Source organism: Streptomyces tuirus (genome assembly GCF_014701095.1).
Taxonomy (GTDB): Bacteria; Actinomycetota; Actinomycetes; order Streptomycetales; family Streptomycetaceae; genus Streptomyces; species Streptomyces tuirus.
In genome coordinates, this window is the sequence record NZ_AP023439.1 from 208,134 (window position 1) to 232,501 (window position 24,368).

The 24,368-nt window shown below is 70.8% G+C and carries 21 protein-coding genes and 2 pseudogenes; 6 read left to right on the forward strand and 17 right to left on the reverse strand.

All coding sequences use genetic code 11. From position 1 onward, the window contains the following. Positions 1 to 24: 24 nt before the first annotated feature. The 13 genes and pseudogenes from IGS69_RS00975 to IGS69_RS35145 form a co-directional block, all read right to left on the reverse strand. Entirely contained in the window at positions 25 to 273 is a 249-nt protein-coding gene (locus IGS69_RS00975; RefSeq protein WP_190896011.1) for a ferredoxin, read from the reverse strand. Beyond that, the gene (locus IGS69_RS00980) at positions 263 to 1,642 is read right to left on the reverse strand and encodes a phenylacetate--CoA ligase family protein (RefSeq protein WP_190896012.1); all 1,380 of its coding nucleotides are present in this window, start codon (positions 1,640 to 1,642) and stop codon (positions 263 to 265) included. The genes IGS69_RS00975 and IGS69_RS00980 overlap by 11 nt, the downstream gene beginning before the upstream one ends. Continuing rightward, a complete protein-coding gene (locus tag IGS69_RS00985; protein WP_190896013.1) occupies positions 1,639 to 2,625 on the reverse strand; it encodes a BtrH N-terminal domain-containing protein in 987 nt (328 codons plus the stop codon). Before IGS69_RS00985 ends, IGS69_RS00980 begins: the two co-directional genes overlap by 4 nt. Then, positions 2,612 to 3,289 carry a hypothetical protein gene (locus IGS69_RS00990; protein WP_190896014.1) on the reverse strand — a complete coding sequence of 226 codons (678 nt, stop codon included), beginning with the start codon at positions 3,287 to 3,289 and terminating at the stop codon, positions 2,612 to 2,614. Before IGS69_RS00990 ends, IGS69_RS00985 begins: the two co-directional genes overlap by 14 nt. Continuing rightward, the gene (locus tag IGS69_RS00995; RefSeq protein ID WP_190896015.1) at positions 3,286 to 3,975 is read right to left on the reverse strand and encodes a class I SAM-dependent methyltransferase; all 690 of its coding nucleotides are present in this window, start codon (positions 3,973 to 3,975) and stop codon (positions 3,286 to 3,288) included. The genes IGS69_RS00990 and IGS69_RS00995 overlap by 4 nt, the downstream gene beginning before the upstream one ends. After that, the gene (locus IGS69_RS01000; protein ID WP_232543399.1) at positions 3,968 to 6,040 is read right to left on the reverse strand and encodes a molybdopterin-containing oxidoreductase family protein; all 2,073 of its coding nucleotides are present in this window, start codon (positions 6,038 to 6,040) and stop codon (positions 3,968 to 3,970) included. Before IGS69_RS01000 ends, IGS69_RS00995 begins: the two co-directional genes overlap by 8 nt. Then, complete coding sequence (locus tag IGS69_RS01005) at positions 6,037 to 7,092, reverse strand: BtrH N-terminal domain-containing protein (protein ID WP_332836544.1); 1,056 nt, start codon at positions 7,090 to 7,092, stop codon at positions 6,037 to 6,039. The genes IGS69_RS01000 and IGS69_RS01005 overlap by 4 nt, the downstream gene beginning before the upstream one ends. A gap of 30 nt (positions 7,093 to 7,122) precedes the next feature. Beyond that, on the reverse strand, positions 7,123 to 8,394 hold the full coding sequence (locus tag IGS69_RS01010; RefSeq protein WP_190896017.1) for a TrpB-like pyridoxal phosphate-dependent enzyme: 1,272 nt from the start codon (positions 8,392 to 8,394) through the stop codon (positions 7,123 to 7,125). 338 nt (positions 8,395 to 8,732) lie between these two features. After that, positions 8,733 to 9,770 carry a ParB/RepB/Spo0J family partition protein gene (locus IGS69_RS01015; RefSeq protein WP_190896018.1) on the reverse strand — a complete coding sequence of 346 codons (1,038 nt, stop codon included), beginning with the start codon at positions 9,768 to 9,770 and terminating at the stop codon, positions 8,733 to 8,735. Positions 9,771 to 10,292: 522 nt separating this feature from the next. After that, positions 10,293 to 10,652: a hypothetical protein gene (locus IGS69_RS01020; RefSeq protein ID WP_190896020.1), complete on the reverse strand. Its 360-nt coding sequence runs from the start codon at positions 10,650 to 10,652 to the stop codon at positions 10,293 to 10,295. A gap of 130 nt (positions 10,653 to 10,782) precedes the next feature. Then, the gene (locus tag IGS69_RS01025) at positions 10,783 to 11,454 is read right to left on the reverse strand and encodes an enoyl-CoA hydratase-related protein (RefSeq protein ID WP_190896022.1); all 672 of its coding nucleotides are present in this window, start codon (positions 11,452 to 11,454) and stop codon (positions 10,783 to 10,785) included. Between the two features lie 119 nt (positions 11,455 to 11,573). Beyond that, positions 11,574 to 11,687, reverse strand: a pseudogene (locus IGS69_RS35295) (LmrA/YxaF family transcription factor); the annotation flags it as partial. Positions 11,688 to 11,691: 4 nt separating this feature from the next. Then, positions 11,692 to 11,892 (reverse strand): annotated as a pseudogene (locus IGS69_RS35145) (hypothetical protein); the annotation flags it as partial. A 284-nt stretch (positions 11,893 to 12,176) separates the two neighbouring features. On the opposite strand from IGS69_RS35145, the gene IGS69_RS01035 reads away from it, so the two are divergent. Further along, positions 12,177 to 12,461, forward strand: a complete 285-nt coding sequence (locus IGS69_RS01035) for a hypothetical protein (protein WP_190896025.1) — start codon at positions 12,177 to 12,179, stop codon at positions 12,459 to 12,461. Between the two features lie 344 nt (positions 12,462 to 12,805). Here the strand turns inward: IGS69_RS01035 and IGS69_RS01040 are convergent, their stop codons facing one another. Beyond that, the gene (locus IGS69_RS01040; protein ID WP_190896027.1) at positions 12,806 to 13,651 is read right to left on the reverse strand and encodes an RNA polymerase sigma factor SigF; all 846 of its coding nucleotides are present in this window, start codon (positions 13,649 to 13,651) and stop codon (positions 12,806 to 12,808) included. A gap of 372 nt (positions 13,652 to 14,023) precedes the next feature. On the opposite strand from IGS69_RS01040, the gene IGS69_RS01045 reads away from it, so the two are divergent. Next, positions 14,024 to 15,835, forward strand: coding sequence for a S8 family peptidase (locus tag IGS69_RS01045; RefSeq protein WP_232543401.1), 1,812 nt, complete (start codon positions 14,024 to 14,026; stop codon positions 15,833 to 15,835). A gap of 91 nt (positions 15,836 to 15,926) precedes the next feature. On the opposite strand, the gene IGS69_RS01050 is transcribed toward IGS69_RS01045, so the two are convergent. Then, positions 15,927 to 17,123 (reverse strand): cytochrome P450, encoded by a 1,197-nt coding sequence (locus tag IGS69_RS01050; protein ID WP_190896029.1) that lies wholly within the window; start codon positions 17,121 to 17,123, stop codon positions 15,927 to 15,929. A 155-nt stretch (positions 17,124 to 17,278) separates the two neighbouring features. Between IGS69_RS01050 and IGS69_RS01055 the strand changes: the two genes are divergently transcribed. Continuing rightward, on the forward strand, positions 17,279 to 18,784 hold the full coding sequence (locus IGS69_RS01055) for an FAD-dependent oxidoreductase (protein WP_190896031.1): 1,506 nt from the start codon (positions 17,279 to 17,281) through the stop codon (positions 18,782 to 18,784). A gap of 25 nt (positions 18,785 to 18,809) precedes the next feature. Here IGS69_RS01055 and IGS69_RS01060 read toward each other — a convergent pair whose 3' ends face one another. Together IGS69_RS01060 and IGS69_RS01065 are read right to left on the reverse strand one after the other, a co-directional pair. After that, a complete protein-coding gene (locus IGS69_RS01060) occupies positions 18,810 to 19,691 on the reverse strand; it encodes a diacylglycerol/lipid kinase family protein (RefSeq protein ID WP_190896033.1) in 882 nt (293 codons plus the stop codon). A gap of 80 nt (positions 19,692 to 19,771) precedes the next feature. After that, complete coding sequence (locus tag IGS69_RS01065; RefSeq protein ID WP_190896035.1) at positions 19,772 to 21,370, reverse strand: FAD-binding oxidoreductase; 1,599 nt, start codon at positions 21,368 to 21,370, stop codon at positions 19,772 to 19,774. A gap of 65 nt (positions 21,371 to 21,435) precedes the next feature. Between IGS69_RS01065 and IGS69_RS01070 the strand changes: the two genes are divergently transcribed. The 3 genes from IGS69_RS01070 (at position 21,436) to IGS69_RS01080 (ending at position 24,307) form a co-directional block, all read left to right on the forward strand. Beyond that, on the forward strand, positions 21,436 to 22,053 hold the full coding sequence (locus IGS69_RS01070; RefSeq protein ID WP_190896037.1) for a TetR/AcrR family transcriptional regulator: 618 nt from the start codon (positions 21,436 to 21,438) through the stop codon (positions 22,051 to 22,053). Further along, a complete protein-coding gene (locus IGS69_RS01075) occupies positions 22,050 to 23,630 on the forward strand; it encodes a glycerol-3-phosphate dehydrogenase/oxidase (RefSeq protein WP_190896039.1) in 1,581 nt (526 codons plus the stop codon). Before IGS69_RS01070 ends, IGS69_RS01075 begins: the two co-directional genes overlap by 4 nt. 185 nt (positions 23,631 to 23,815) lie before the next feature. Continuing rightward, a complete protein-coding gene (locus tag IGS69_RS01080) occupies positions 23,816 to 24,307 on the forward strand; it encodes a DUF7144 family membrane protein (protein WP_190896042.1) in 492 nt (163 codons plus the stop codon). Positions 24,308 to 24,368: the final 61 nt, after the last annotated feature.

The window sequence follows — 24,368 nt, forward strand, 5'->3', positions numbered from 1 at the left end:
TCGTCCAGGCTTGACATTGCGCCATCACTCCCCGCTGGGTGCCGCTGAGTACCGGATCGATTCGGTGGGACAGGATTCGAAGGCGTCGAGGACCCGCTCGAGCTCGTCGGATGTCTCGGGCTGTTTGCACACGTAGTGGACGTCGTTGTCGAGGTCCGCGTCGAAGTTGTCGGGCGCCAGGTCGTTGCAGAGCTTGCAGTCGATGCACGTGTCATCGATCTCGAAGCGCCCGTCGACCGGAATGCGCGTGGGGAGCGGCAGTTCAACCCTCACCGGCGGCCCCTCCTCCCCCGTAGGCACTGAAGTTGCGCATCGTCGGTTTGGCCGAGGTTCGCAGCGCCGTCTCGAACCGGCCGGTGTCCAGCACCCGGAATCGGGTGGCCGCTCCGAGGCGGTCACGGACCGCGGTCTCGATCGTCTTCCGGGTCGCGTCGTCGGCGCCGGACGGCGGCAGCGCGATCTCCAGGGCGTCGCCGTCGATGCCGAAGGCGAAGTAGTAGGGCTCGGTGGTCATCGCGCCCAGGACGATGTCCTCGACCTCCAGCTGGGAGGTCCAGCGCTCCCCGAGCGGGATCCGGTCGCCGATGCGGCCGCGGTGCTGCAGCCGGCGCAGCGGGGAGCCGCAGGCGCAGGGCGCCGCCTCGATCCGGCACACGTCACCGGTGCGGTACCGCAGCAGCGGCATGGCCCGGCTCGCCAGCGTCGTCACGGCCAGTTCACCGACGGAGCCGTCCGGCAGCCGCTCGCCGGACGCCGGATCCACCACCTCGAAGAAAGTCCGGGTCTCGACCAGATGCAGGGCGCGTTCGCGGCAGAACATGGCCAGCGTGTTGGTCTCGGTCATGCCGAACATCGAGTACGCGACGGCGTCCCACTGGTCGGCCAGGCGCCGCTTCTTGGCCGGCGACGCGCCCTCCCCCGCCATGAGGATCTTCGAGACGGCGAGGTCGCGCCGCGGGTCGATGCCGCGGCGCCGGGCGATCTCGCCGAGGAACAGGGCCCGCGTCCCGGAGCACACCAGGGTCGTGGCGCCGGACCGCAGCAGGGCGTCGACCATCCGGTCCGGGGTGCAGGACGGTGAGGCCGCGCCGAGCGGCACGATGGTGCAGCCGAGGCTCTCGATCGCCCGGTCGAGGTCCTGGCCGACCCCGGCCAGCTCGTACGGGACGGCGATGGCCGCGACGTCCCGCTCGTCCAGGACGGCGGCGAGCAGCCCGGCGACGGTGAGGTTGTTCTCCACCCAGTCCGCCATCGTGAAGAACGCGGCGATGGGCCGCCCGTTGCCGGTTCCGGAGCTCTCGTCGAACCGGATCACCTCACGCCGCGGCACGGCGAGCATGCCGAGCGGGTAGGCGGCGCAGAGATGTTCACGCGTGGTGAAGGGCAGGGCCTCGAACGCGTGCGGACGGCCCTGCGCGACGGCCCGGGCCGCCTCGGCGGGGACGTGGGCGGCGTAGAAGGGTGAGTTGCGGCCGGCGTGCTCCACGGTCGCGGCGAGCGCCTCCGCTGCCCAGGTGTCGAGCGCCTGCCGGTCCCGTGAGGTGACCGCGGCGACCTTGCGCGCGATGTCGACGCGGGAGATGAGGGTGTCGCGGAGGCTGCCGCGCGGGTCGTGGCCGGCTGGCCGGGCGAGCGTGGTCATCGGGACGCCTCCTCCAGCCTCGCCATCGCCGTGCGCTCCTCGGCCGCCAGGCTGCCGACGATCGAGGCGGCCTCGTCGAGTGAGCCGCGGGCACCGGCTTCGTCTGCGTCGCGCAGCAGGTTCGCCACGTCCGTCCAGCGCCCGGCGATACGGCGGTACTCGACGGCGAGCTCGTCGTAGGCCTCGACGCCGGTCAGCTCGTGCGCCTCCTCCAGGAACTGCGCCCACAGCGTCCGGAAGAGCCCGCCGCCCGTTCCGCCTTCCTCCATGCTGGTGCCGACGGCACTCATCGCCGCCACGGGTTGGCCGAGCTTGTCGTGCCACCCGCGCATCAGGGAGCCGGCCTTGGCGATCCCCTTGAACCCCATGTTGGTGATGGGCGGGTTCAGGAAGTCCTGTGCGGCGGCCAGGATCGAGGCCCGGCAGGCCTTGGCGAGGATCGACTCGTCGTACCCGCTCGGGTTCACCCGGACCGACAGGTGGCGCGAGGACATCGGTCCCTTGGCGGCCCGGGCCCGGGCCATGCTCTCGCGCGAGGTCGACCGGACGCCGAGCGAGCGGGTCTCGACGACGACGAACCGGTCGTCCTCGTAGCCGATGCAGGCGACGTAGTGGGCGGCGAAGTGGTGGTTCTCCCGCGCGTAGTCGAGGTGGAAGCGGTCGAGCTTCAGGCCCACCACGTCGCCCTCGTCGAGAGCCTCGAGCAGCGTGGCCTCGGCCTTCGCCGGTGAGGAGGTCTCCTGCGCCCGCAGCTCCAGGGAGAGGGCGTCCGCCACGTTGCGCATGAGGTGGTCGGGTTTGACCCGGCCGGCGAGGAACGGGCTCGGCATCTGCTTCGAGTGCCAGTACAGGAACGACAGCCCCTGTCCCAGCCCGAAGATCAGCGGCTCGCTCAGCTCGATGTCGTGGTTGCGGAGCATGTTGAGCAGCGCGGTGGATTCGCAGTGTTCGCCGGAGTGCGGCGAGATCTCAATGACCGCCATCGCCGTGCCCCGTTCCGCCGCGCGGCTCCTCGTAGACGATCTCGAGCACGGAGCCGCTGTCGTTGTTGCGCAAGTGCCCGTAGGTGTGGCCGAGTTCGTCCGCCTCGGTGAACGCGATGTTCTCCAGGTGGTCGACGTCCCGGTCGAGGACGTCCAGGAGGTAGCGGACGTCGGCGTCGGTGTGCACGTCGATGGCGACGTGCGACATGAGCCGTCCGCGCTCGCCGGCGGGGCGGTCCGCCCAGGGGCCGAAGCGGCGGCAGGCGAACATCTCGATGACCCGTCCGTCGGTGAGGGCGATGGAGTTCCACCATCCCGGCGTGCCGTACTGCCGGGGCGAGATGTACGACGGCCCCATCTCGACGGTGGTGATCTCGCCGGACGCCCGGAGGTCGTGCAGGTGGGCGTTCCAGCCGAACACCTCGTCGTCGTTGTCGTAGTCGCCCATGTAGATGCCGACATGGTTGACCCCGGCGAACTTCTCCACGACGTGGTCGGGCGCGTAGCCGCACCAGGCCGACAGATACTGGCCGCAGTCGAGGTCCCGCCAGGTGCTCGACGTCTGGAGGATCTCTTCCCAGGCGCGGCCGAATCCGGCGCGGTCGGGGAAGCGCCCGTCGCGCGTGGCGGTGATGGCCGGCGAACGTCCCGCGAGTGCGTTCATGGCGCTTCCTTCCTGCCCGTGATGACGATCCCCATCTGCACTTCCGTCACGACGGCCGTGTCGAGCGCGGTCCCGCGCAGAAGCTCTTCGATCTCGCTCTTGACGTACGAGGAGCGGATCGAGGTGCGAAAGCCCGGGCGCATGTCGGCCGCGATGTTCGCCTTCATGAACTGGAACGTCGTCCGGTCGACGTCCCTGCGCAGATCGGATACGCAGTACCGGCCGCCCGGCCTGAGCACGCGGTGCATCTCCGCCAGGGCGGTCACCGGATCCGCCCATTCGTGCAGTGAGGACGCGCTGATGACGTGGTCGAAGCGGTCGTCCTCGAACGGCAGGGCCAGGACGGTGCCGCATTCGTAGCCGCATCGCTCGGCGACGCCGTAGCCGGCTGCGTTGATGCCCGCGCGCCGGAGCATCGCCGGTGAGATGTCGAGGCCGACGAGCCGGGCGGAGTCCTCCGCCCGGATGAGCCATTCCAGGCCGAGGTAGCCCGGGCCGCATCCCAGCTCCAGGACCTCGCCGGTGGTGATCTCGGCGGCCAGGATGTCGTCGATCTTCTCCTTGAGCCAGCCGTTGTCCCGGATGTGGCGCTGCATCTCGTCGTATTTGAGGGCCAGTTCGTCGCCCTGCAGGCCCTCGTCGGTCTCCGGCACCCGGGCGGCGACGGTGCCCCGCGCGCTAGCCACGGCCCGGCCCCAGCCGCCGTATTCCCACTGCTACACCTCTCATCGTCGCGCTCCCCATGTGCACGTCGGAACGGTCGTTGTCCGTCAGGAGATTGACCGAGGATCTGAGCGACTCGTCGACCGAGGACTCGCCCGGATACCACCAGCCGGCGTCCGCCATCACGACGTTCGGTGCGACGGAGTCGGAGATCTTGACCGTCATGCGCACCCCGCGCGCACCGGCCCGTGTGAAGAGGTCCACCTCTTCGCCGTCTGTCAGCCCTTCCCGCTCCGCGGTGTCCGGATGGACGGTCACCCGCGCCGTGCTCTGGCCGCGCGAGGTGGTCGGGAGTTGGTGGAATTCGGTGTTGTAGAACTGGCGCGGATGGGCGCTGGTCATCACGTACGGCAGGGCCGGGTCCGGCTCCGGCGGGCGCCGGAAGACGGGGAACGCCTCGTAGCCCATGGCCCGCAGCCCGTGGTTCATGAGGTTCACGCGTCCGGACCGGGTACGGAATCCGCCGTCGCGGTACTTGCGGTACCGCTTCTCGTTGCGGATGTAGCCGATCTTCGTGAACTGTTCCCAGGTGAGGTCGATGCCGGCCAGCTTCGCGTCGAGGGCGGCTTCCACCGAGGGGAAGAAGTGCTCGCCCAGGCCGAGCCGTTCGGCGAGCTGGAGGATGATCTCCTCGTCGGAGCGGCAGCCGTCGACCGTGGCGATCTTCCGCCGGGCCGCGATGTAGGAGTTGAACTCCACGATCTGGTCCCGCTCCAGCCAGCTCGACGTCGGCAGGACGACGTCGGCGTACCGGGCGGTCGGCGTCATGAACAGGTCGCACACGACGACCAGGTCCAGCTTGTTCATCGCCTCGCGGACCAGCGCGGTGTTCTCGTGCGAGGCCAGCATGTTGCTGCCGAAGATCAGCATGGAGGTGATCGGGTACGGCGACCCGCTCACGATGGCCTTGTGCAGGTCTCCCGGCGCGACCCAGCCGGACATCGAAAGGATCTTGTGTTTGCCGCCGCCGATCCGCTTCTCGGCCTGCTCTTCCGGGAGCAGGTCCGAGCGGGGGAAGGCACGCCGGCCCTCGATCGGCATCGGCTCCCAGATCACGTCGCCGCCGGGGGCGTCGATGTTTCCGCAGATCGCGGCGAGGATGGCGATCGCGCGGTGGGTGTCGAAGGAGTTCTCGTTCTGCGACAGACCGGTTCCGGCCTCGATGCACGCCCGGGAGGCGAGGGCGTAGGAGCGGGTGGCTTCGTGGATGAGCTGGGGTGTGAGGCCGGTGATACGTGCGACCCGCTCGATGTCGTACGCCTGCACGTGGGCGGCGAGTTCGTCGAAGCCGGAGGTGTGCGCGGCGACGAAGTCGTGGTCGTACCAGCCCTCGTCGATGACGGTCTTGATCATGCCGAGGGCGAGTGCGCAGTCGGTGCCCGGCTGGATCACCAGATGCAGGCTCGAGCGGGCGGCGGTCTGTGTGCGTCGCGGATCGACGGTGATGACGCGGCTGCCGCGTTCGACGGCTCGCAGCAGCTTGACGCCGATCACGCCGTCCGAGTGGGTGCTGGGCTTGTTGCTGCCCCAGAGCAGGACGACTTCAGGGTCGCCGTCGTAGTCGCAGAAGGTGAAGGCGCCGTAGGTCATGATCGAGGCCATGACCCGTGGGTAGAAGCACACGTGGGCCGGACCGACCACGTTCGGCGTCCCGATCGCGTTGGCGAGCCGGAACACCCATTCCTGGTAGTTGCGGTCGGTGCCCTGGCCGAGGACGACGGACTCGGGGCCGTGCCGGTCGATGGTCGCGGCGAGCTCGCCGGCGATCCGGTCGAGGGCGGCTTCCCAGCCGACCGGTTCGAACGTCCCCGAGCCGCGCGGGCCGGTCCGGACCAGCGGCGTCGTGAGCCGGTCCGGGCTGCGCAGCAGGTCGAGTGAGGCCTTGCCCTTGATGCAGAAGTAGCCCTCGCTCGTGGGATTGTCGGGGTCCCCGTGGATGTCGGTGGGCACGCCGTCCGTGAGCTCGACGATGGCGCCGCAACCGCCGTGGCACATACGGCAGACGGACCTGGCCCGGGTGATCGTCAAGCCGGCTCACCCGCCCGTTTGGAGGCCGAGACGAGCAGCCTTTCGAAGGTGGCCTGTTCGGCGCCGGCGATCGCGTGCAGCAGGGCCGCGACGGTTTCCAGCTGCCGTCGCCCGTCGTCCGCGTCGCGGTAGGCCATCAGCAGGTCGGTGGCCTGGTCCCACTGCCGCTGCACAGCGCCGAAGTCCTCGACGAACGGGTCGAGTTCCGGGTCGTCGTACCGCTGCCGGGCCTCCAGCAGGAACTCCCGGTAGAGCTTGCGGAAGTTGGCCCCGCCGGTTCCCGCGAAGCGCCAGAAGCGGCCGACACCCGGCACCGTCTCGTCCGGGGAGGCGAGGGTGTCGCTCCATCCGGCGATCTCGGAGGCGGCCCGCCGCAGGGCGCGCAGACCGAACCGGGGACCGCGGTCCTCGGTCATCCGCTGCGCGGTCAGCCGGATGGCGTGCCAGATCTGTTCGCGCTGGACCGCGTCGATGTCGGTGGTCAGACGCTCCGGCAAATTCTCGACGTACAGGTGCAGGTGGGGCGATGGCATGAAGCCCTCGCCGGAAGCGCGGGCGCGGCGCAGCGACTGCGTCGGCAGGGTCTGTGCCCCACCCTGCTGGTCGGTGTCGACGACGTGGGCGAGGGAGTCGTCGAGCCCGTACACGGCGATGTAGTGCGACGCGAAATGACTGCGGGACGAGAAGTAGTCGAGGTGGAAGATGTCGACGGACACTCCCACGACGTGTCCCGCGGCCAGCAGTTCCGTCACTGCGGCGGAAGCCGATTCGGGGTCGGGTGAGCGCGATGCGCGCAAGGGCACGCCCAGGGCCGCGCAGGCGTTGCGGGACAGCAGGCCCGGCTCGATCCGGCCGGTGAGCATCGGTGTGCCTCGAGCGGGATCCGGAGCGTCCCAGTATTGGAAGTCGATCCCCTGGCCCAGGCCGAACAGCATGGCCTCGGAAATTCCGGCGCCGGCGTGGTGGAGCATGTTGCGGAGGGTGGTCGTCTCGCAATGAACGCCGAGCTGGGGCTGAAATGTCGCCAAGCGCATATGGCTTCCCAATCGCATGGTGCGAAGATGCCGTGAACGAGGGTGCGGCTATGCGTCGAGCAGGACTTCGTTGTATCCCTGCAGATCGAGGAATCCGGAGCCGCTGGCCAGGACCACGATCACCGGTTCGGCGTTTTCCGCGTCGGCCTTCGCCGCGACGTCCAGGGCCGCGGCGACCGCGTGACCGGCCTCGGGGGCGAGCAACAGGCCTTCGGTCTGCAGCAGTAGCCGGCCGGCTTCGAGGGCCGTCCGCTGGTCGAAGGCGACGGCGTCCAGGACGCCCTTGTGCCGGAGCAGGCTGACCAGTGCTGAGCTGTGATGGTTGCGCAGGCCGCCGACGTGGTTGGGCGGGGGGATGAAGCTCTCCCCCATCGTGTAGCCGAGCACCTCGGGCGTGTAGCCGCCCAGGTCGGTGCGGCCGTACGCGTAGACGCCCTGGGTGAGCCGGGGCGCCGCGGTGGATTCCGCGGCGAGGAAGCGGAGGTCGGCCCCGTCGGCCTTGGCCCGCAGGTGAGGGCCGATGAGACCGCAGAGGTTGCTTCCGCCACCCGAGCACGCGATGAGGTGGTCGCCTCGCCCGTCGACGCCCAGGTCCTCGCCGTGGGTTTCCGTGAGCTGCTGCGCGACCTCGAGGCCGAGCAAGGTCTGGTGAAGGTAGACGTGCGGCATTCCGCTGCCGGCGAGATACGCGGCGGAGGGGCGACCCAGGGCGTGCTCGATCGCGTCGCTGATCGCGGTGCCGAGACTGCCGGGGTGGCCCGGGTTCTCCCCGAGGATCTTTCGTCCGATCGCGGTGTCGGTCGACGGCGACGGCCGGACCTTGGCCCCCAGGAGCTCCATGTAGTGGCGCCGGTAGGGCTTCTGCTCGAGCGAGCACCTCACCATGAAGATCTCGGCCTGGAGACTGAACATCTTCGCCGCCAGCGCGACGCTCATCCCCCATTGACCCGCCCCGGTCTCGGTGACGAGCGTCGTCCGCCCCTCCTCGGCTGCGTAATACGCCTGGGCTATCGCGGTGTTCAGCTTGAAGCTGCCGGTGGGAAGGACGTCTTCACGCTTGAGGTAGATTCTCGCGCCCGTCCCGAGATGCTTCTCGAGCCGGTGCGCCCGGTGCAAGGGTGTCGGCCGGCCACACTGCCGCAGCCACTCCGTGACCGGTTCGGGAATGGCGATCCATTGCTCGTCCGAACCGTTTTGCTCGACGAGGACTCGCGGCCGAATTTGGGCCGATATCTCAGCGGCCGTGGGACTTCCGGAATCCCTGACTTCGGGCATGGGGCCGGGCAGATCCGCCAGGAAGTTGTACCAATGGGTCGGCATGCCCGGTAATGACGAACCGTTAGGAACAATGCGTTGAGGCACGGGCGACTGCTCATGCCCAACATGGCCAGGAATATACGAAGTCACGTTCCCCCCGCACCCCGCTTCAAAATTGTGTGAGCCAGCGTACAAACCGTTCGAGCACCGCGCAAGCGTTTGAACTCAAGTCGCACATTCAACAAACACGGCGGACCACAGAAAGGCTTTTCCTGCTGAATCCGATACGCCGGCGTTTCACGCGGACGCCCCGGAGAATCCAAAAGATGATCTCGACGGAATCAACCGGAAGCAACGAATCCGAGGCGTCGGCAACGGTGTTCCATGAACCGGCCGGACATCTATACGTCAGCTTCCCGGGAATTGATCCGTTCCGTCAATGATTCCGCAAGGAGCTGCCAGCTCTCGGCGTGGTGCCGTGCCAGCTCGGCGATCAGGGGTGCGCAGTGTATGGGGATGCTGCTCGCCATCGCCGCCCAGTCGTGCGGCTGCGTGGCCGAGGGCTCCAGTGTCCGCAGCAGCTTCCGGCCCACCTCGGTGAACCGGAGCGAGGGATCGGCGCGCAACCGCCGCACGGCCAGTGAGAGGTCCGCGTTCCCCGCCTTGGGACGTTTCACGAGCGCTGGATGGCCGGCGCCGGGCCCCCGGACCGGTCCGTCGCCCGGCTGCTCCGTCGGCGGCGGCTCTCCCGGAAGTGCCCGGGCCCGCTTTCGCGCGTCCTTCGCCGTGGTGAGCGAGATGCCCGCGGCACGCGCCACCTCCCGCGCGGACGCGTCGGGATGGGCTGCGAGGTACACCAGCGCGCGACTGCGGCCTTCGGCCGCCGCGAGGGGGTAGGCCACCCCGTCACGCCCGAGTCGCACCGCGGTCGGGTGCGGAAGTTCCGCACCCGACCGTCGCCTGAGCGCCGCGACGGTCTTGTCCGACAGGCCGACGACCCCCGCCAGTCGCCGGTTGGACCACTCCGGGAAGTCGGCCAGCATGTGCAGGGCCGCGGCCTTGCGGTCGGCAAGGGAGAGCGGCAGTCCGTGATTGCTGTTCAGCTTGACCGCCAGCACGAAGGCCTCGCGCTCATCGCCGTTGAAGAGCACGGCACTGATGTGCGTGGCGCCGCTGTTCTCCACCGCTCTGAGCCGGTGCACACCGTCGATGACGGTCATCGTCTTGCGGTGGATCACGATCGGCGGCAGTTCGGAGCACACCTCGGCGAGCGCGCTGATGTGCCGTGGATCCTCCCCGACCGAGCGGAGCGAGCCCACGACCATGATTCTGCTGATCGGTACCTGGGTGATCTCCGATAAACGTCCGCCCGGACGCGGATCCGGGCGGCGTAAGTGCTGTTGTACCGGCTTCTGTACGGATGCGGAGATGTGGTCCATCGCTCTTCCTCCTCAGCAACTCCCAGTGGACCCACCGACTGTCGTACGACTCGTCCGGTTGCGGATGTCGTCAGGCAGCGCGGCGAACCACGGGCCGAGGAAAGGAAGAGCCGTCATGGTCCATCGGAAAGGTGAACAACATCGAGTCTCCCCCGTGACGCAATGCCGAGAACCGACTCCCGCACCCTGTCAGGAGGATCGGATCGGTGCAAGGCTTCTGTCATGCCGTCCTGTTGAGGAAGCCGGCCCTTTCTTGATCGCTGATCACGTGGCGACCGGAGTGCAAAGCTCCCCCTGCGGGCGGAATGATCGGCTCCCCACGGGCGGACGGAAATATGCCCGCAGTCGGACGCATGATCTGTCTTCGCCTCGCGGACCTTGGAGCCAGTTGGCTATGCCTGCGTGAAGTGCGAAGACGAGACGGCGGTTCTCCCGGTGCATTCACCTACCACGTACAGCGGCCGGAGCGGGCGCCCTCCCTGCGCTCGACCTCCGGCCGCTGGGCCCTCCTGGCGAGGCCGGTCAGTGGTCGGAGTAGCTGAAGTCCCCCACGGTCCAGGCGCTGATGTCCTCGATCGCGACGCGGAACATGCCGCCCGTCTCCGGGATTCCCACGGTGCCCTGCAGAATCCGCGCGACATGGAAGTGCAGATGCGTGGGCGGCCCGTCCTTCGTGTCCGGGCTGTGGAAGACCGCGGAGAACTCACTCAGGCGGGCGGAGTCCGTCAGCACCTCCGACACCCGTTGCCGCCACATGGCTTCGGGAGCCAGTCGACCGGTGATGACGGCACCACCGGTGACCACGGTCAGGGACATCTGGCTGCTCTGCCCGGACTCCACGCGGGCGGCGATGTCAACGATCAGCTCGTCAGGCTTCGGCATGAGAGCGGATTCTATGCGCCGGGCCGTCGCAGTGGTTCGAGTGGTGCCGCCAACGGGCCGGACAGGCGCGTACAGGGCTCCCGCCGCAAGCCGGCGACGGCTCGGGGCCGCGTGGGGCGGTCGGTCCGCGTCAGCCGAGCGGCTTCGCGGTGTCGCGCAGGACGGCCAGCGCGGGCCCGTACATGCGGGCCTTGATGGTGCCGAGGGTGTCGCCGGCCTTCCCCACCTGGGCCTGGGCGAGCTCGATGGCGATCGTGCGGACGGCGTCCTCGGCCACCGCCTGGTCGACGATGCCGACGGCGGCGGCGTCGGTTCCGCCGTAGCGGTGGGCCGTGACCATGGCCCGGTGCGCGGCCTGCGGGGCCAGTCGGGCCTGGATCAGGGCGGCCATGCCGGGGGTGAAGGGGATGTTGATGTCCGCCTCGGGCAGGCACCAGTAGCCGCGGTCGGCGCGCATGACGCGAAAGTCGTGGGCCAGCGAGAACATGGCTCCGGCGGCGAACGTGTGCCCCTGCAGGGCCGCCACCGTGATCAACGGCAACGACAGCGTCCGCGCGAACAGTTCATGGACGGAGACGACGTAGTCGTGGTACTGGTCGGCGTGGGCGAACAGCCAGTCCAGGTCGAGGCCGTTGGAGTAGAACTTCCCGGTGGCCGCGGTGACCAGGGCCCGGGGGCCGTCCGTCTTCTCGACCTCGTCCAGGGCGGCGCCGACAGCGGCGAGCCAGTCGGGGTGGAAGCGGTTCTCGCCGTCTCCGAGGTCGAGGACGAAGACGTTGTCGTGGCGCTCGAGCGTGGGCATAGCGGCTTCCTCACGGGTGGGGTCAGGGCGGTTGGCGGGGTGATCACGGCCTGGGGCCGGGTCTCCGGCCTGTTCTGGAGTGCGTGGATCAGAAGGTCATGGATCTCGGCGGCGGCCGCCTCCAGCGCGGCGGGGCTCCGTTCGGCCCGGCACATGATCACCGAGCCTTCGACCGCGGCGATGATGAAGACGGCCAGCCGCTTTCCCCGCTGCTCGGGAAGGCCGTGGGAAATGGTGGTAGACCGAGCCCCTGGGGGCGCCGCCGTGCGCCGGCACCCGGTCGATGCTCGTCGCGCCGACGCCGTACTCGCGCAGCATTTCCGCCGCGCTGAGGACCATCCGCTCACGACTGTCGCTCCTGCGCGGACTCATGGGGCCACCGGCCCGGTGGCCGGGGCGGAACAGGACCGCGCGTCCGGTTGTCGCTCGGCGGGGCATGGCCAGGACCACCCTTCTCGGCTCCGGCACGGGTCGTTCCCAAGGAGAGTACTGGTCGGTAACTTATGGGCATCGCATAGAACACGCAAGACCTTGCCGACCGGCCCGGAAGCCGTCGGCGATGACGGGCACGCACCCCGAGCTCTGCGCGCAGTCGGGTGTCCCGTACCCCGGCCGAGGGGGCTTTTCCGGTGATCTTCTCCCGCCTGCCGCCCGACCCACCTCCCACGGCGGGTACCTCGTCTGCGCACAGGACTACGCCGAGACGTACGAGGAGACAGCCCATGTACGCAGTGATCCGCCGGTACGAAGGGGTGACCGAGCCGGCCGAGGCCGGACGTCGGGTGAACGAGGAGTTCTTGCCGCTGGTCCGCGAGGTCCAGGGTTTCGTGGCCTACTACTGGGTCGATGCCGGGGACGGGGTGATGGTGTCGACGAGTGTCTTCCACGACCGGTCCGGCGCCGAGGAGTCGACCCGCAGGGCGAAGGACTTCGTCCGGGACCGCCTCGCCGCGCTGCTTCCCCAGCCGCCCCAGGTCACAGCCGGAGAGGTCCTGGCCGCGTCGTAGCGGCTGCCCCACGGCCGGAGGCGCGACCGACGTCGTGCCGGCCCGTCCTACGCTTCCCTGACCGCCCGCAGTGGCGCACGGGGCGGTGTCCGGCGACGTCAACGGTGACGGATACCGCGCGACGCCGTGCCGCCCGCGCCCGGTGAGAACGTCGCGGGGAAGGCGGGAGCCGGTGCCGTGGTCGTGCTTCACGGAGCGAAGTCGGGGCTGTCGACGTCCCGGCGGGCGGTCATCCCGCCGCACACGGCGGGGTGCCGGGTGCGGCCGCGACGGATGACCGCTTCGGTGCCGCGACCAGCCTCCTCGGACGGACCTGACGCGGACGCACGCCGTCCGCCGGAGAGTCAGCTGGTGGTGAGCATGCCCTCGCGCAGCCGGGCCAGGCAGCGCGAGAGCAGGCGGGAGACGTGCATCTGGGAGACGCCGAGGCGTTCGCCGATCTGGGCCTGGGTGAGTTCCTCCGCGAAGCGCCACTGGATGATCTGCCGGTCGCGTTCGTCGAGTGCGGCGATCATCGGTGCCAGTGCGTGGAAGTCCTCCACGAGTTCGAGCGCCCGGTCGTCGACGCCGATGAAGTCCGCCAAGGCCGTCTCACCGTCCTCGCTGCCGCCGATCGCCGCGTCCAGAGAGGTGGAGTTGTAGCCGTTGGAGGCCAGCCGGGCCTCCCTGACCTCGTCCTCGGGCAGGCTCATCAGCTCCGACAGTTCCTTCACCGTCGGGGTGCGGCCGAGGCGGCTGCGGAGTTCCTCGGTGGCACGGGCGAGTTGGACGCGGGCCTCCTGCAGCCGGCGCGGGACGTGCACGGCCCAGGTGGTGTCGCGGAAGAACCGCTTGATCTCGCCGACGATGTAGGGGATGGCGAAGGAGGTGAACTCCACCTCCCGGGTCAGCTCGAACCGGTCGATGGCCTTGATCAGGCCGATCATGCCGACCTGGACGATGTCCTCCATCTCCTCCGGCCCACGGCTGCGGAACCGTCCCGCCGCGAAGCGGACCAGGGACATGTTCATCTCGATCAGCGTGTTCCGTGCGTACTGGTACTCGGGTGTCCCCTCCTCCAGCGCCGCGAGCTGGTCGAAGAACAGACGCGTCAGCTGCCGGGCGTCCTTCGGTGCGATGCGTGAGGGTTCGGCGACCTCCGGCAGGCCATCCACGTCCGTGTCCGTCTTCGCCGTAGCCACTGTCGCCACGATGCTTCCCTCCCCTGTAGCTGCACGTTGCCGGCCTCCCGTGGGCTGACGAACGCGCGTGTACCCCGGCATGTACAGAGCATGCACGCCCCGCGCGATCCGGAGCGAAGTCACCATCCGGGGAGTGTCACCATCCGGAGCGGAGTCACCATCCGGAGCGGAGTCACCATCCGGAGCGAAGTCACCATCCGGGGAGTGTCACCATCCCGAGCGGAGTCACCATCCGGAGCGGTGTCACCTACTTGTCTCCCCCGACGATCAAAGCGCCGCAGCCCCTTCCCTTGTCATGCCCTCATCTGAAATCTTGCGTCGACCCATTCGACCCACGGCCCGGCGGGCACCACCCCTTGCCCCGGGCTCCCGGAGGATGCTGTGACAACCCCCCGCATATCCCGTCGCCGTCTCAGACGGTCGCTGCTGTCCGTCGCCGCTGCCGGAGCGGCCCTCGCGCTCGCCACGCCCGCCGGAGCGGCCGACGTGGACACCGGCCTTCCGCCCGGTCCGGCCGCGGCCCCCGCCGCCGTGCCCGCCCAGACCGCCGCCGGGTGGGCCGCCGGAACCCGCTCCTACCTCGTCATCACCGCTCCCGGTGACACCACCGCCGCCCGCAACGCAGTGGCGGCGAACGGCGGTTCGGTCTTCGCGCACTACGACGCGATCGGTGTCGTGGTCGCCCACTCCTCGTCGGCCGGCTTCGCCGCCGCGATGCGCTCCGTCACGGGCGTGCAGAAGGTGGGTGCGACCCGCACCTCGGACGTCCCCGCCGACGCCTACTCCCCCACCCTGCCGACCGCCCCCGGGCAGTCGTCCACCACGCTCACCGAGACCGCGCGGTGGGACATGACCCGGATCAAAGCCGACAAGGCCTGGGCCGTCAGCACCGGCTCGCCGTCCGTCACGGTGGGCGTCCTCGACACCGGAGTCGACGACCGGCACCAGGACATCGCGCCCAACTTCGACACGGCGGACTCCGTCTCCTGCGCCTACGGCAAGGCCGACACCCGGGCCGGCGCCTGGCGTGACGTCGGCAGCCACGGCACACACGTCGCGGGCACCATCGCCGCCGCGAAGAACGGCAAGGGCGTGGTCGGGGTCGCGCCCGGCGTGAAGATCGCCTCCGTGCGTATCGCGGAGCCGAGTACGAGCATGTTCTTCGCAGAGAACACCATCTGCGGCTTCATATGGGCCGGTGACCACGGCTTCGACGTCACCAACAACAGCTATTACACGGACCCCTGGATGTTCAACTGCCCCGACGACCCGGACCAGGCGGCCATCATCGAGGGTGTGCGCCGGGCTCAGGAGTACGCCGAGGGCAAGGGCTCGCTCCAGGTCGCGGCGGCGGGCAACTCCAACTACGACCTGGCGAACAAGCGCAGCGACAGCTCCAGCCCGAACGACTCCACTCCCGTCAACCGCACCATCACCAACGCCTGCATCGACATCCCGACGGAGCTGCCGGGCGTGGTGACCGTCGCGGCGATGGGCAACGGGAACATCAAGGCGTCGTACTCCAACTTCGGCCGGGACGTCATCGACGTGGCGGCCCCGGGCGGCGACGGAGCCTACGGCGTCTACTCCACGCTCCCCGGCGGCAAGTACGGGAACATGAACGGCACGTCGATGGCGTCGCCGCACGTCGCCGGTGTCGCCGCGCTGCTGAAGAGCGCCGACCCGGCCGCCACCCCCGCTGATCTGCGCGCGTGGCTGGGGACCCAGGCCACGGACACCGCGTGCCCCTCCGACGGCCGCTGCACCGGTACGACGGCGAAGAACGCCTTCTTCGGGGAGGGCCAGGTCGACGCGCTGAAGGCCGTCGGTGGCAGCACCCCGCCGCCCGGCCGGTACTTCGAGAACACCGCCGACGTCACCGTCGCCGACAACGCCACCGTGGAGTCACCGATCACCGTGGCCGGAGTGACGGGCAACGCCCCGGCCGCGCTGAAGGTCGGCGTGGACGTCAAGCACACGTACCGCGGCGACCTGGTGCTGTCCCTCGTCGCTCCGGACGGATCGGTCTACTCCCTGGAGGACTTCGCCGACGGCGACAGCGGGGACGACGTGGTGAAGACGTACACGGTGGACGCCTCGTCGGAGACCGCGTCCGGTACCTGGAAGCTGCGTGTCCGCGACATCGCGGCACAGGACACCGGGCGGATCGACGCCTGGAACCTCACCTTCTAACAGGGGGCTTCCACCGAGTCCGTGAACTCCTCGCGGCGGAGCGGCGTCAGCGCTGCGCCGCGACGAGCAGGAGCGCGGATGCCCGGCGCCCTCACCACGTCACGGGCAGCTCCAGGGGGAAGCGGCGGATGGTCCGGGTGTCCCAGAGCACGTCCTCGGCCGGTACGGCCAGCCGCAGTTCGGGGAGGCGGGTGAACAGGACCCCGATCGCGGTTCTGAGTTCCGCGACGGCGAGGGTGCTGGCGACGCAGTGATGGCCGCCCCAGCCGAACGTCATATGGGGGTGGGGCGCTCGGTCGACGTCGAGGACGTCGGGGTCGGCGAACACCTCCGGGTCCCGGTTGGCCGCCAGATAGGAGACGTGCACGAAGTCACCGGCGCGGATCAGCACTCCTTCCAGCTCCACGTCCTCCAGTGCGACGCGCGGGATGCCGACGCCCTTGCGGAAGGGGATGTGCCGCAGGAGTTCGTCCAGCAGCCGGGGAAGCCGCTCGGGGCTGCGCCGCAGCAGTTCGTGGAGCTCGGGGCGGGTCAGCAGGGTGTAGGCGATGTTGCTGATCTGGCAGGTGGCCGTGTCGTTGCCGCTGAGGATGAGGGTCAGCGCCAGGACGGCCAGTTCGTCGTCGCTCAGGGGCTCCTCCCCCGAATCGCCGGCGGCCATGGTGGTGATGAGGTCGCTGCCCCCGTCCTTGCGGCGATCGGCGACGAGCGCGGTGAAGTAGGCGCGCAGGTGCTGCTTGGCTTCGGCCGCCGCCTGCCGGGCTTCGGGCGCGGTGGTCAGCATCTGCTGGGTGCGGAGCAGCATGAGCGGCCGGTCCTCGTCGGGTACGTCCAGCAGCGCGCAGATGGTGTGGTTGGGCAGCGGCTCGGACAGGCGACGGGCCAGGTCGGCCGGCGGGCCCTGCTCGATCATCTCGTCCACGAGCCGGTGGGCCACCTCTTCGATGGCCGGCGTCATGCGTTTCACGCTGCTCTGGGTGAAGGCCCGTGCTGCGGCATGGCGCAGCCGGGTGCCGCGCGGCGGGTCCATGACGTTGATCGATTCCGGGGAGACGATCGGCTCGGGAGTCATCCGGGGGTAGTCCCGGCCGACGATGGCGGCCCGGCTGAACCTGGGGTCGGTCGTCACCTGGCGTACGCCGTCGAAGGTGGTGACCAGCCATGCCTCGGCCTCGCCGTAGGAGAGCCGGATACGGCTGACCGGGCCGCGGGCCATGAGCTGGGCGAGGCACGGGTCGAACTCGAGTTGTTCGCTGTAGTCGAAGGGGCAGGCGGCGGTGTGAGCCATGTGTGCTCCTGAGCTCGTGCGGTGGTGCGGCCATGTGGGCGGAACCGGTCGGCACGGGCCACGGCCGCCCCGCCCGTGGGGGACATTTCGCATAGTGCGGCAGAGCGCCGCTCCATGCATCCAGTGCCGGGGCAGACGGCAGAAAGCGGGGAGTCGTGCCCGATCCCACCTCTCGGACAGCGCAGCAGCCGACCGTCGACGTGCTGGTCGTCGGCGGCGGACCGACCGGCCTCACCCTCGCCTGTGACCTGGCCAGGCGCGGCATGCGGACCCATGTCATCGAGGCGGGCGACCGGCTCCCCGCCGGTTCCCGCGGCAAGAGCCTTCAGGCACGCACGCTGGAGGCGTTCGACGACCTCGGCGTCATCGACGCGGTGCATGCCGCCGGTTCCCCGTTCCCGCCCATGCAGACCTGGCGCGACGGCGAGCGCCGGGGTGAGTGGTGGCTGATCGAACCGGACCCGGAGGCGCCGGTGTCGGGTCAGCCGCAGCAGTGGCTCATTCCCCAGTGGCGCACGCAGGAGATCCTGCGCGATCGCCTGCTCGAACTGGGCGGAACGCTGGAGTGCGGTGCCCGGCTCGTGTCTTTGACGCAGACGGACACGCATGTGAGCGCCGAAGTGGCGCAGTCCGACGGCGTTCGTCGCCTGATGACGGTGCCTTACCTGGTGGGCGCCGACGGCAGCCACAGTGCGGTGCGCGAGTCCCTCGGCATCGCGATGAAGGGCGAGGACCGCGGGCTGCGCTCGGCGGTGGTGGCGGACGTACGCGTGCCGGGCCTGGACCGCGATCACTGGCACATCTGGCCCGACGACCCGCCGGGTGAGCTGCTGCTGTGCCCGCTGCCGGGAACCGCCGACTTCCAGCTGAACGCCAAGATCACGGGCGATGAGTTCACCGCGACGGCCGAGACCGTGCGCGCCCTGGTCGCCGAGCGGACCCATCTGCCCCCGGACGCCGTCACCGAGGTGGTGTGGAGCTCGTTCTACCGGCCGCGCACCGCGATGGCCGAACGCTTCCGTCAGGGGCGCGTCTTCCTCGCCGGGGACGCCGCCCACCTGCACCCGCCCGGCGGTGGCCAAGGGCTGAACATCGGCGTGCAGGACGCCTACAACCTCGGCTGGAAGCTCGGCCAGGTCATCGGCCGCGGTGCCCCGGACACGCTGCTGGACAGCTATGAAGCCGAGCGCCGGCCCGCCGCGGCGGGCGTGCTGGACCTCAGCACGCGCCTGTACCGGGCCGGCCGCAAACCCGAGGACGGTGGGCAGTCACGCTTCCGGGGGCGGGTCTGCCACCTGCTGTCGGTGCACTACCGCGACAGTGCGCTCTCGGCCGACGCCCGCGCACTGCGTTCCCCGACGGGGGTACGGGCCGGCGACCGGGCGCCCGACCTCCCGTGCGTCACCGCCGACGGCCCCTGCCGGAATCTCTTCGAGCTGCTGAGAGGCCCGGACTTCACCCTGCTGGCGGTGAACTGCGTGCCGCCCCGCGCGACACCGGGTGTCCGCACCCATCACGTGACGGGCGGGCCGCTCGCCGAGGAGCTCGGCACCGGCCTGTTCCTGATCCGCCCCGACCACCACATCGCCCTGGCCGCCGACAGCCCGGAGGAGGTGGGCCGCTACCTGGCGCGGATGGGTCTGCTGAGCGGCGAGGGCTAGAGGGTCGTGGGGGTGCGGCCCGGCCTCAGCACAGGACGCGCAGTGCGCCGGGCAGCACCCTGGCCGTGACCGGGAGGGCGGCCTCGATCTCGCCGTCGGCGCCGTAGGGGAGGTCCCGGTCGGCCTCGATCCGTATCTCCCGGCCGCGCAGGACCTGTACCTGGGGACGGTGGACGTGGGCGCCGGTGTCGAGTTCCTTCATCAGGGCGAAGAACAGCCGGCGCGGCGCGTCGCGGATCATCACGACGTCGAGGAGGCCGTCGTCCAGCCGGGCCTCGGGAGCGATGCGGCGCGCCGAGCCGTAGTAGCTGGAGTTGGCGGCGACCACGGTGTAGCCGGTGCAGGTGTGCTCCCGGCCGTCGACGGTGATCCGGTAGCGGACGGGGCGCCAGGTGCTGATGGCGCGCAGGGCACCGGCGTAGTAGGAGGCCGAACCGCGCAGCAGGCGGGAGCGGTTGGCATGGAGGTTGGCCAGCGCGTCCACGCCCGCGTAGACGCTGCCGAGCACGACGGTGCCGGCGTGGACGGACGAGGTGACCTCGATGGTGTCCACGGCACGCGGGGTGCCGTGGAGCAGCACGCGGGCCACGCCTTCGGGGTCGCCGGGCAGGCCCAGGGCGCGGGCGAAGTCGTTGCCGCGCCCGGCCGGGACCATGCCGAACAGCGCGCCGGTGCCGCTGAGGGCTCCGCCGATGCTCCCGGTGATGCCGTCGCCGCCGACGGCGAGCACGACCCGGCCCCGTTCCCCGGCGTGCCGGGCGAGTTCGCGGGCGTGGGCGAGGCTGCGGCTGTACTCGGTCTCCAGCTCGGCGCCCGCCTCCCGCAGCAGACGGGCCACCTTCAGCAGCGCCGCAGCGCTGGTGGCTCCGCCCGCGGTGGGGTTGACGACGGCGGTGAACTGTCGCATCGATGTGCCTCCGGGCTGACGGGTGGTGCCGGGCTGTCGTCTGGTGGGGTGGTGCGTGTTCGGGCAGGGCGGGGCGGCGGTCAGTCGGTCGGCAGCAGGACGCCGGGGTTCAGCAGGCCGTCCGGGTCCAGGCGCTGCTTGACGGCCCGCAGGGCCGCGACGCCCAGGTCCGTGGCCTCCCGGACGTACCAGTCGCGGTGATCGGTGCCGACCGCGTGGTGGTGCGTGATGGTGCCCCCGGCGGCGAGGATCGCCTCGTTCGCGGCGTGCTTGGCGCGCGTCCAGTGCTCCACGGGCTCCTCGCCCTGGGCCGAGACGACGGTGAAGTACAGCGAGGCGCCGTTCTCGTAGACGTGCGAGATGTGGCACATGACCAGGGGCGGGGTGCCGTTCGCGGTGAGTGTGGCGGTCAGCGCGTCGCGGACGCCCGCGTACAGTCCGGGCAGCCGGGACCAGTAGGCGGCGGTCTCCAGCGTCTCGGCGAACGCTCCCGCTTCGAGGAGCGAGTCGCGCAGGTACGGTGCCGAGTAGCGGCCGTGGGCCCAGCGCTGTCCTGGTTCGTCACCGGCGAACTGGCCGCCGCAGTCGGTGAGTACGGCCGCCGCGGCCGCCCGGCGCTGCGCGGTGTCCTCCTCGGTGCCCTCGAAGCCGACGACGGCGAGGCATCCCGCGCTCGGCTGTTCGGCGGCGGAGCCGATGGCGTCGGGCTGGGCCAGGCCGATCAGTGTCTCGGTCTCGTCGGAGAGCCTCAGGACGGTGGGGCGCGGGCCGTCCTGGGCGAGCCGGCGCAGAGCGGCGCTGCCCTCGGCGAAGTCGGCGAAGCGCCATCCTTCGTAGCGGCGGGTCTGCGGGACGGGCCGGACGCGGACGGTGACGGACGTGATGACGCCGAAGGCGCCCTCCGAACCGAGCAGCAGCTGCCGCAGATCGGGGCCGGCGGCCGAGCGGGGCGCACGGCCGGTGTCGAGGGTGCCTCCGGGCGTGGCGAGGGTGAGGCCGAGGACCATCTCGTCGAAGCGGCCGTAGCCGGCGGAGGCCTGGCCGCTGGAGCGCGTCGCGGCGAATCCGCCGATGGTGGCCCACTCGTAGGACTGCGGGAAGTGGCCGAGGGTGAAGCCGTGTCCGGCCAGGAGCGCCTCGGCCTCGGGGGCGCGCAGACCGGCCTGGAGGGTGGCGGTGCGGGAGACGGGGTCGAGGTCGAGCAGGCGGTTCAGGTGCCGCAGGTCCAGGGCGACGAAGGGCGCCTTGCCGGAGGGGGCGAGGCCTCCGACGACGGAGGTGCCGCCGCCGAACGGGACGAGGGCGAGGCGGTGTTCGGCGCAGACGCGGAGCACGGCGAGCACCTCGTCATGGCTCCGCGGGTGGGCCACGGCCGCCGGGGCGTCGGCGGTGTCTCCGGCGCGCAGGCGCAGCAGGTCGGGGGTGGACTTGCCGCGGGTGTGCCGGACGCGGGTCTCGGTGTCGGTGCGGACGTCGTCCGCCCGGTCGCCGAGTGCGGTGCGCAGCGCGTGCAGTGCGGCCCCGTCCAGGGCGGGAGTGGAGATCTCGATCTCCTCCAGCCGGGCTGATGCCGTGGGCTGCGGCTTGACGCCGAGCCAGTCGCGCAGCAGCCCGGTCACGGTGTCGGGCAGCGGCGTCGCCCTGACCGGGTCTCCCCAGCCGTTCCACAGCATGTCCATGCCTGTCGTCCTCACCGGTCGTCGGGGTTGCCGCTGGAGCGGCCTCGGGCGTTACACTGTTACACATGACGCCTAATCGTCACAACAGCTCGGCCCAGCCGAACTCCGCCGACAACGACGTGGTGCTCGACGCCGTCCGCGACTGCGTCCTAGCCGTCGGGGTCCGCCGGACGACCATGACCGACGTGGCCCGTCGCGCGGGCCTCTCGCGGATGACGCTCTACCGCCGCTGGCCCGACGTCCGCTCCCTGGTCGGCGATCTCATGACCCGCGAGTGGATCGCCGTCGCGACCGGGTCCATGCCCGAGAGCCGGCCGGAAGCGGGCACCCGCCCGTCGCTGATCGACGGCCTGGTCGCGGGCGTGGAGGCGTTCCGCGCCCATCCGCTTTTCCAGAAGATCGTCGACGTGGATCCCGAACTGCTCCTGCCCTACGTGCTGGACCGGCGCGGCGCGAGCCAGGAAGCCCTGCTGGAGCTGCTCGCCGGGGTGCTGCGCGAAGGGCACACCGACGGTTCGGTGCGCGAGGCCCCGGCCGAACGCCAGGCCCGGACCGTGCTGCTGATCCTGCAGTCCTTCGCGCTGTCCCTGCGCACCATGACCGACGAGGACGACGCCGAGCTCACCACAGCGGCGTTCCTCGCCGAACTGCGCACCGTTCTGGAGAGGACCCTCACCCCATGAGCCAGACCGCCGTCCCGGCCGCCGGGGCCTCCCTGTCCGCAGCCCGGCGCGCCCGCGAGCTGACCGAGGCGACCGACGGGCGCGTGGTGGACGTGCTGGTCGTGGGCCTCGGCGCGACCGGCGCCGGGGCGGCCCTGGACGCCGCCGCCCGCGGTCTCGACGTCGTCGCCGTCGACGCCCACGACCTGGCGTTCGGCACCTCGCGCTGGAGCTCCAAGCTCGTCCACGGCGGGCTGCGTTACCTGGCCTCGGCCCAGTTCGACGTCGCTCACGAGAGCGCGGTCGAGCGCGGTGTGCTGATGGAGCGTACGGCGCCCCACCTGGTGCGTGCCCAGCCGTTCGTCCTGCCCCTGACCGGACTCGTCTCGCGCGGCCAGGCCGCGCTGGCCTGGGCCGGTTTCCGGGCCGGCGACGCCCTGCGGCTGTCGGCCCGTACCGCGCGGGCCACGCTGCCCGCCCCGCGCCGGCTGTCGCCCGTCGAGACCCGGCACCTGGCCCCGGCGCTGCGTCCCGGCGGGCTGCGGGGCGGCCTGCTGTCCTGGGACGGAAGGCTCACCGACGACGCCCGTCTGGTGACCGCCCTCGCCCGCACGGCCGCCGCACACCACGCCCGTGTGCTGACCCGTGTCCGAGCCCTGGAGATCACCGCGTCCGGCGCCCGTGTACGGGACGAACTCACCGGCGAGGAGGGTGAGATCCGGGCCCGTGCGGTGATCAACGCGTCCGGCGTGTGGGCCGGCGACCTCGTGGAGGGCATCCGGATCCGGCCTTCCCGCGGCACCCACCTCGTCCTGCGCTCGGAGCACATCGGCCCCCTCCCCGCGGGCCTGCACATCCCCGTCCCCGGGGAGACCAACCGCTTCGTCCTCGTCCTGCCCCAGGACGACGGCCGGGTCTACGTCGGACTCACCGACGAACCCCTCGACGGACCCGTCCCCGACGTCCCCGACGTGCCCGAGACCGACATCGGCTTCCTGCTCGACGTCCTCGGATCCGTACTCGACGTCCCCGTCCGCCGCGGCGACGTCGTCGGCGCGTTCGCCGGCCTGCGCCCCCTGCTGGACACGAGCGGGACGGCCCAGGGCGGCGCCGCCTCGCGCACGGCCGACATCTCCCGCCGGCACGCGGTGCTGACCTCACCGGACAGCGTGGTCAGCGTGGTCGGCGGCAAGCTCACCACGTACCGCCGGATGGCCGAGGACGCCGTGAACACCGCGGTCGACGCACACGGCCTGGCCGCCGGCCCCTCCCCCACTGCCGCGCTCCCCCTGGTCGGCGCCGCGGCCCCCCGGACGCTCGCGGCGCTGCGCGCGCCCCGCCGCCTCGTCCAGCGCTACGGCACCGAGGCGCCCGCGGTGCACGCCCTGTCCGAGCGGGATCCGCGGCTGGGCGCGCCCGTCGTGCCGGGTTATCCCGTCACCGGCGCCGAGGTGCTGTGGGCACTGCGGCACGAGGGCGCCCTGGACGAGGCGGACCTGCTCGACCGGCGCACGCGCATCGGGCTGGTCCCGGCGGACCGGGCCGAGGCGCTGGAGGCCGTGCGCGCCCTGATGGGAGAAGCGGCACCGCTCGGCTGAGGCAGCCCCGGGGAACGGCGGGTGCGGCTGGGCCACAGCCTCGTGGTTCCAGGCTCACCCGCACCGGGTGAAGCCGCCCGTTCCCTGCCGTGGGCACGCTGAAGAGGGCGCCGAGCCGACCCGTCGGGACGGCTCCTCTCCCCCTGTCCCCCTTCGGCCCCTGAGGATCGAAACAGAGGCGCAAGATGACCGCCACACCCACTCAACCGTCACACAGGGCGAGGGACGACTGGGCCACCGGCCTGACCGCCTTCGCTGCCGTGATGCTCTTCCTGGTCGGGCTGCTCGACCTGTTCCGGGGCATCATGGCCATCGCCGAGGACGACATCTTCGTCACGACCCGCAACTACGTCTTCGAGTACGACCTGACCGGCTGGGGCTGGATCCACCTCGCCCTCGGCGTGGTCGCCATGGTCGTCAGCGTGGGGCTGCTCAGCACGGCGATGTGGGCCCGCGTCGTCGGCGTCGCCATCGCCGGGCTCGTCATCATCGCCAACTTCCTCTCCCTGCCGCAGTATCCGGTCTGGTCGATCGTGATGATCACCATGTCGGGCTTCATCATCTGGGCCCTGTGCGTCGTACCGGGCGAGAACCTCCTCGAGCCGTCCGAGGACGGTTCGTGGCGCGCCCACGACGACGCGTACCGTCCCACGGCCGCTCCCCGGCCTCCTCGCTGAGGGGACAGGGGGCCTCCGAGGCGGATCGGCCCCGGGCGACCTCCGAGGCGGCTCGGTCCGC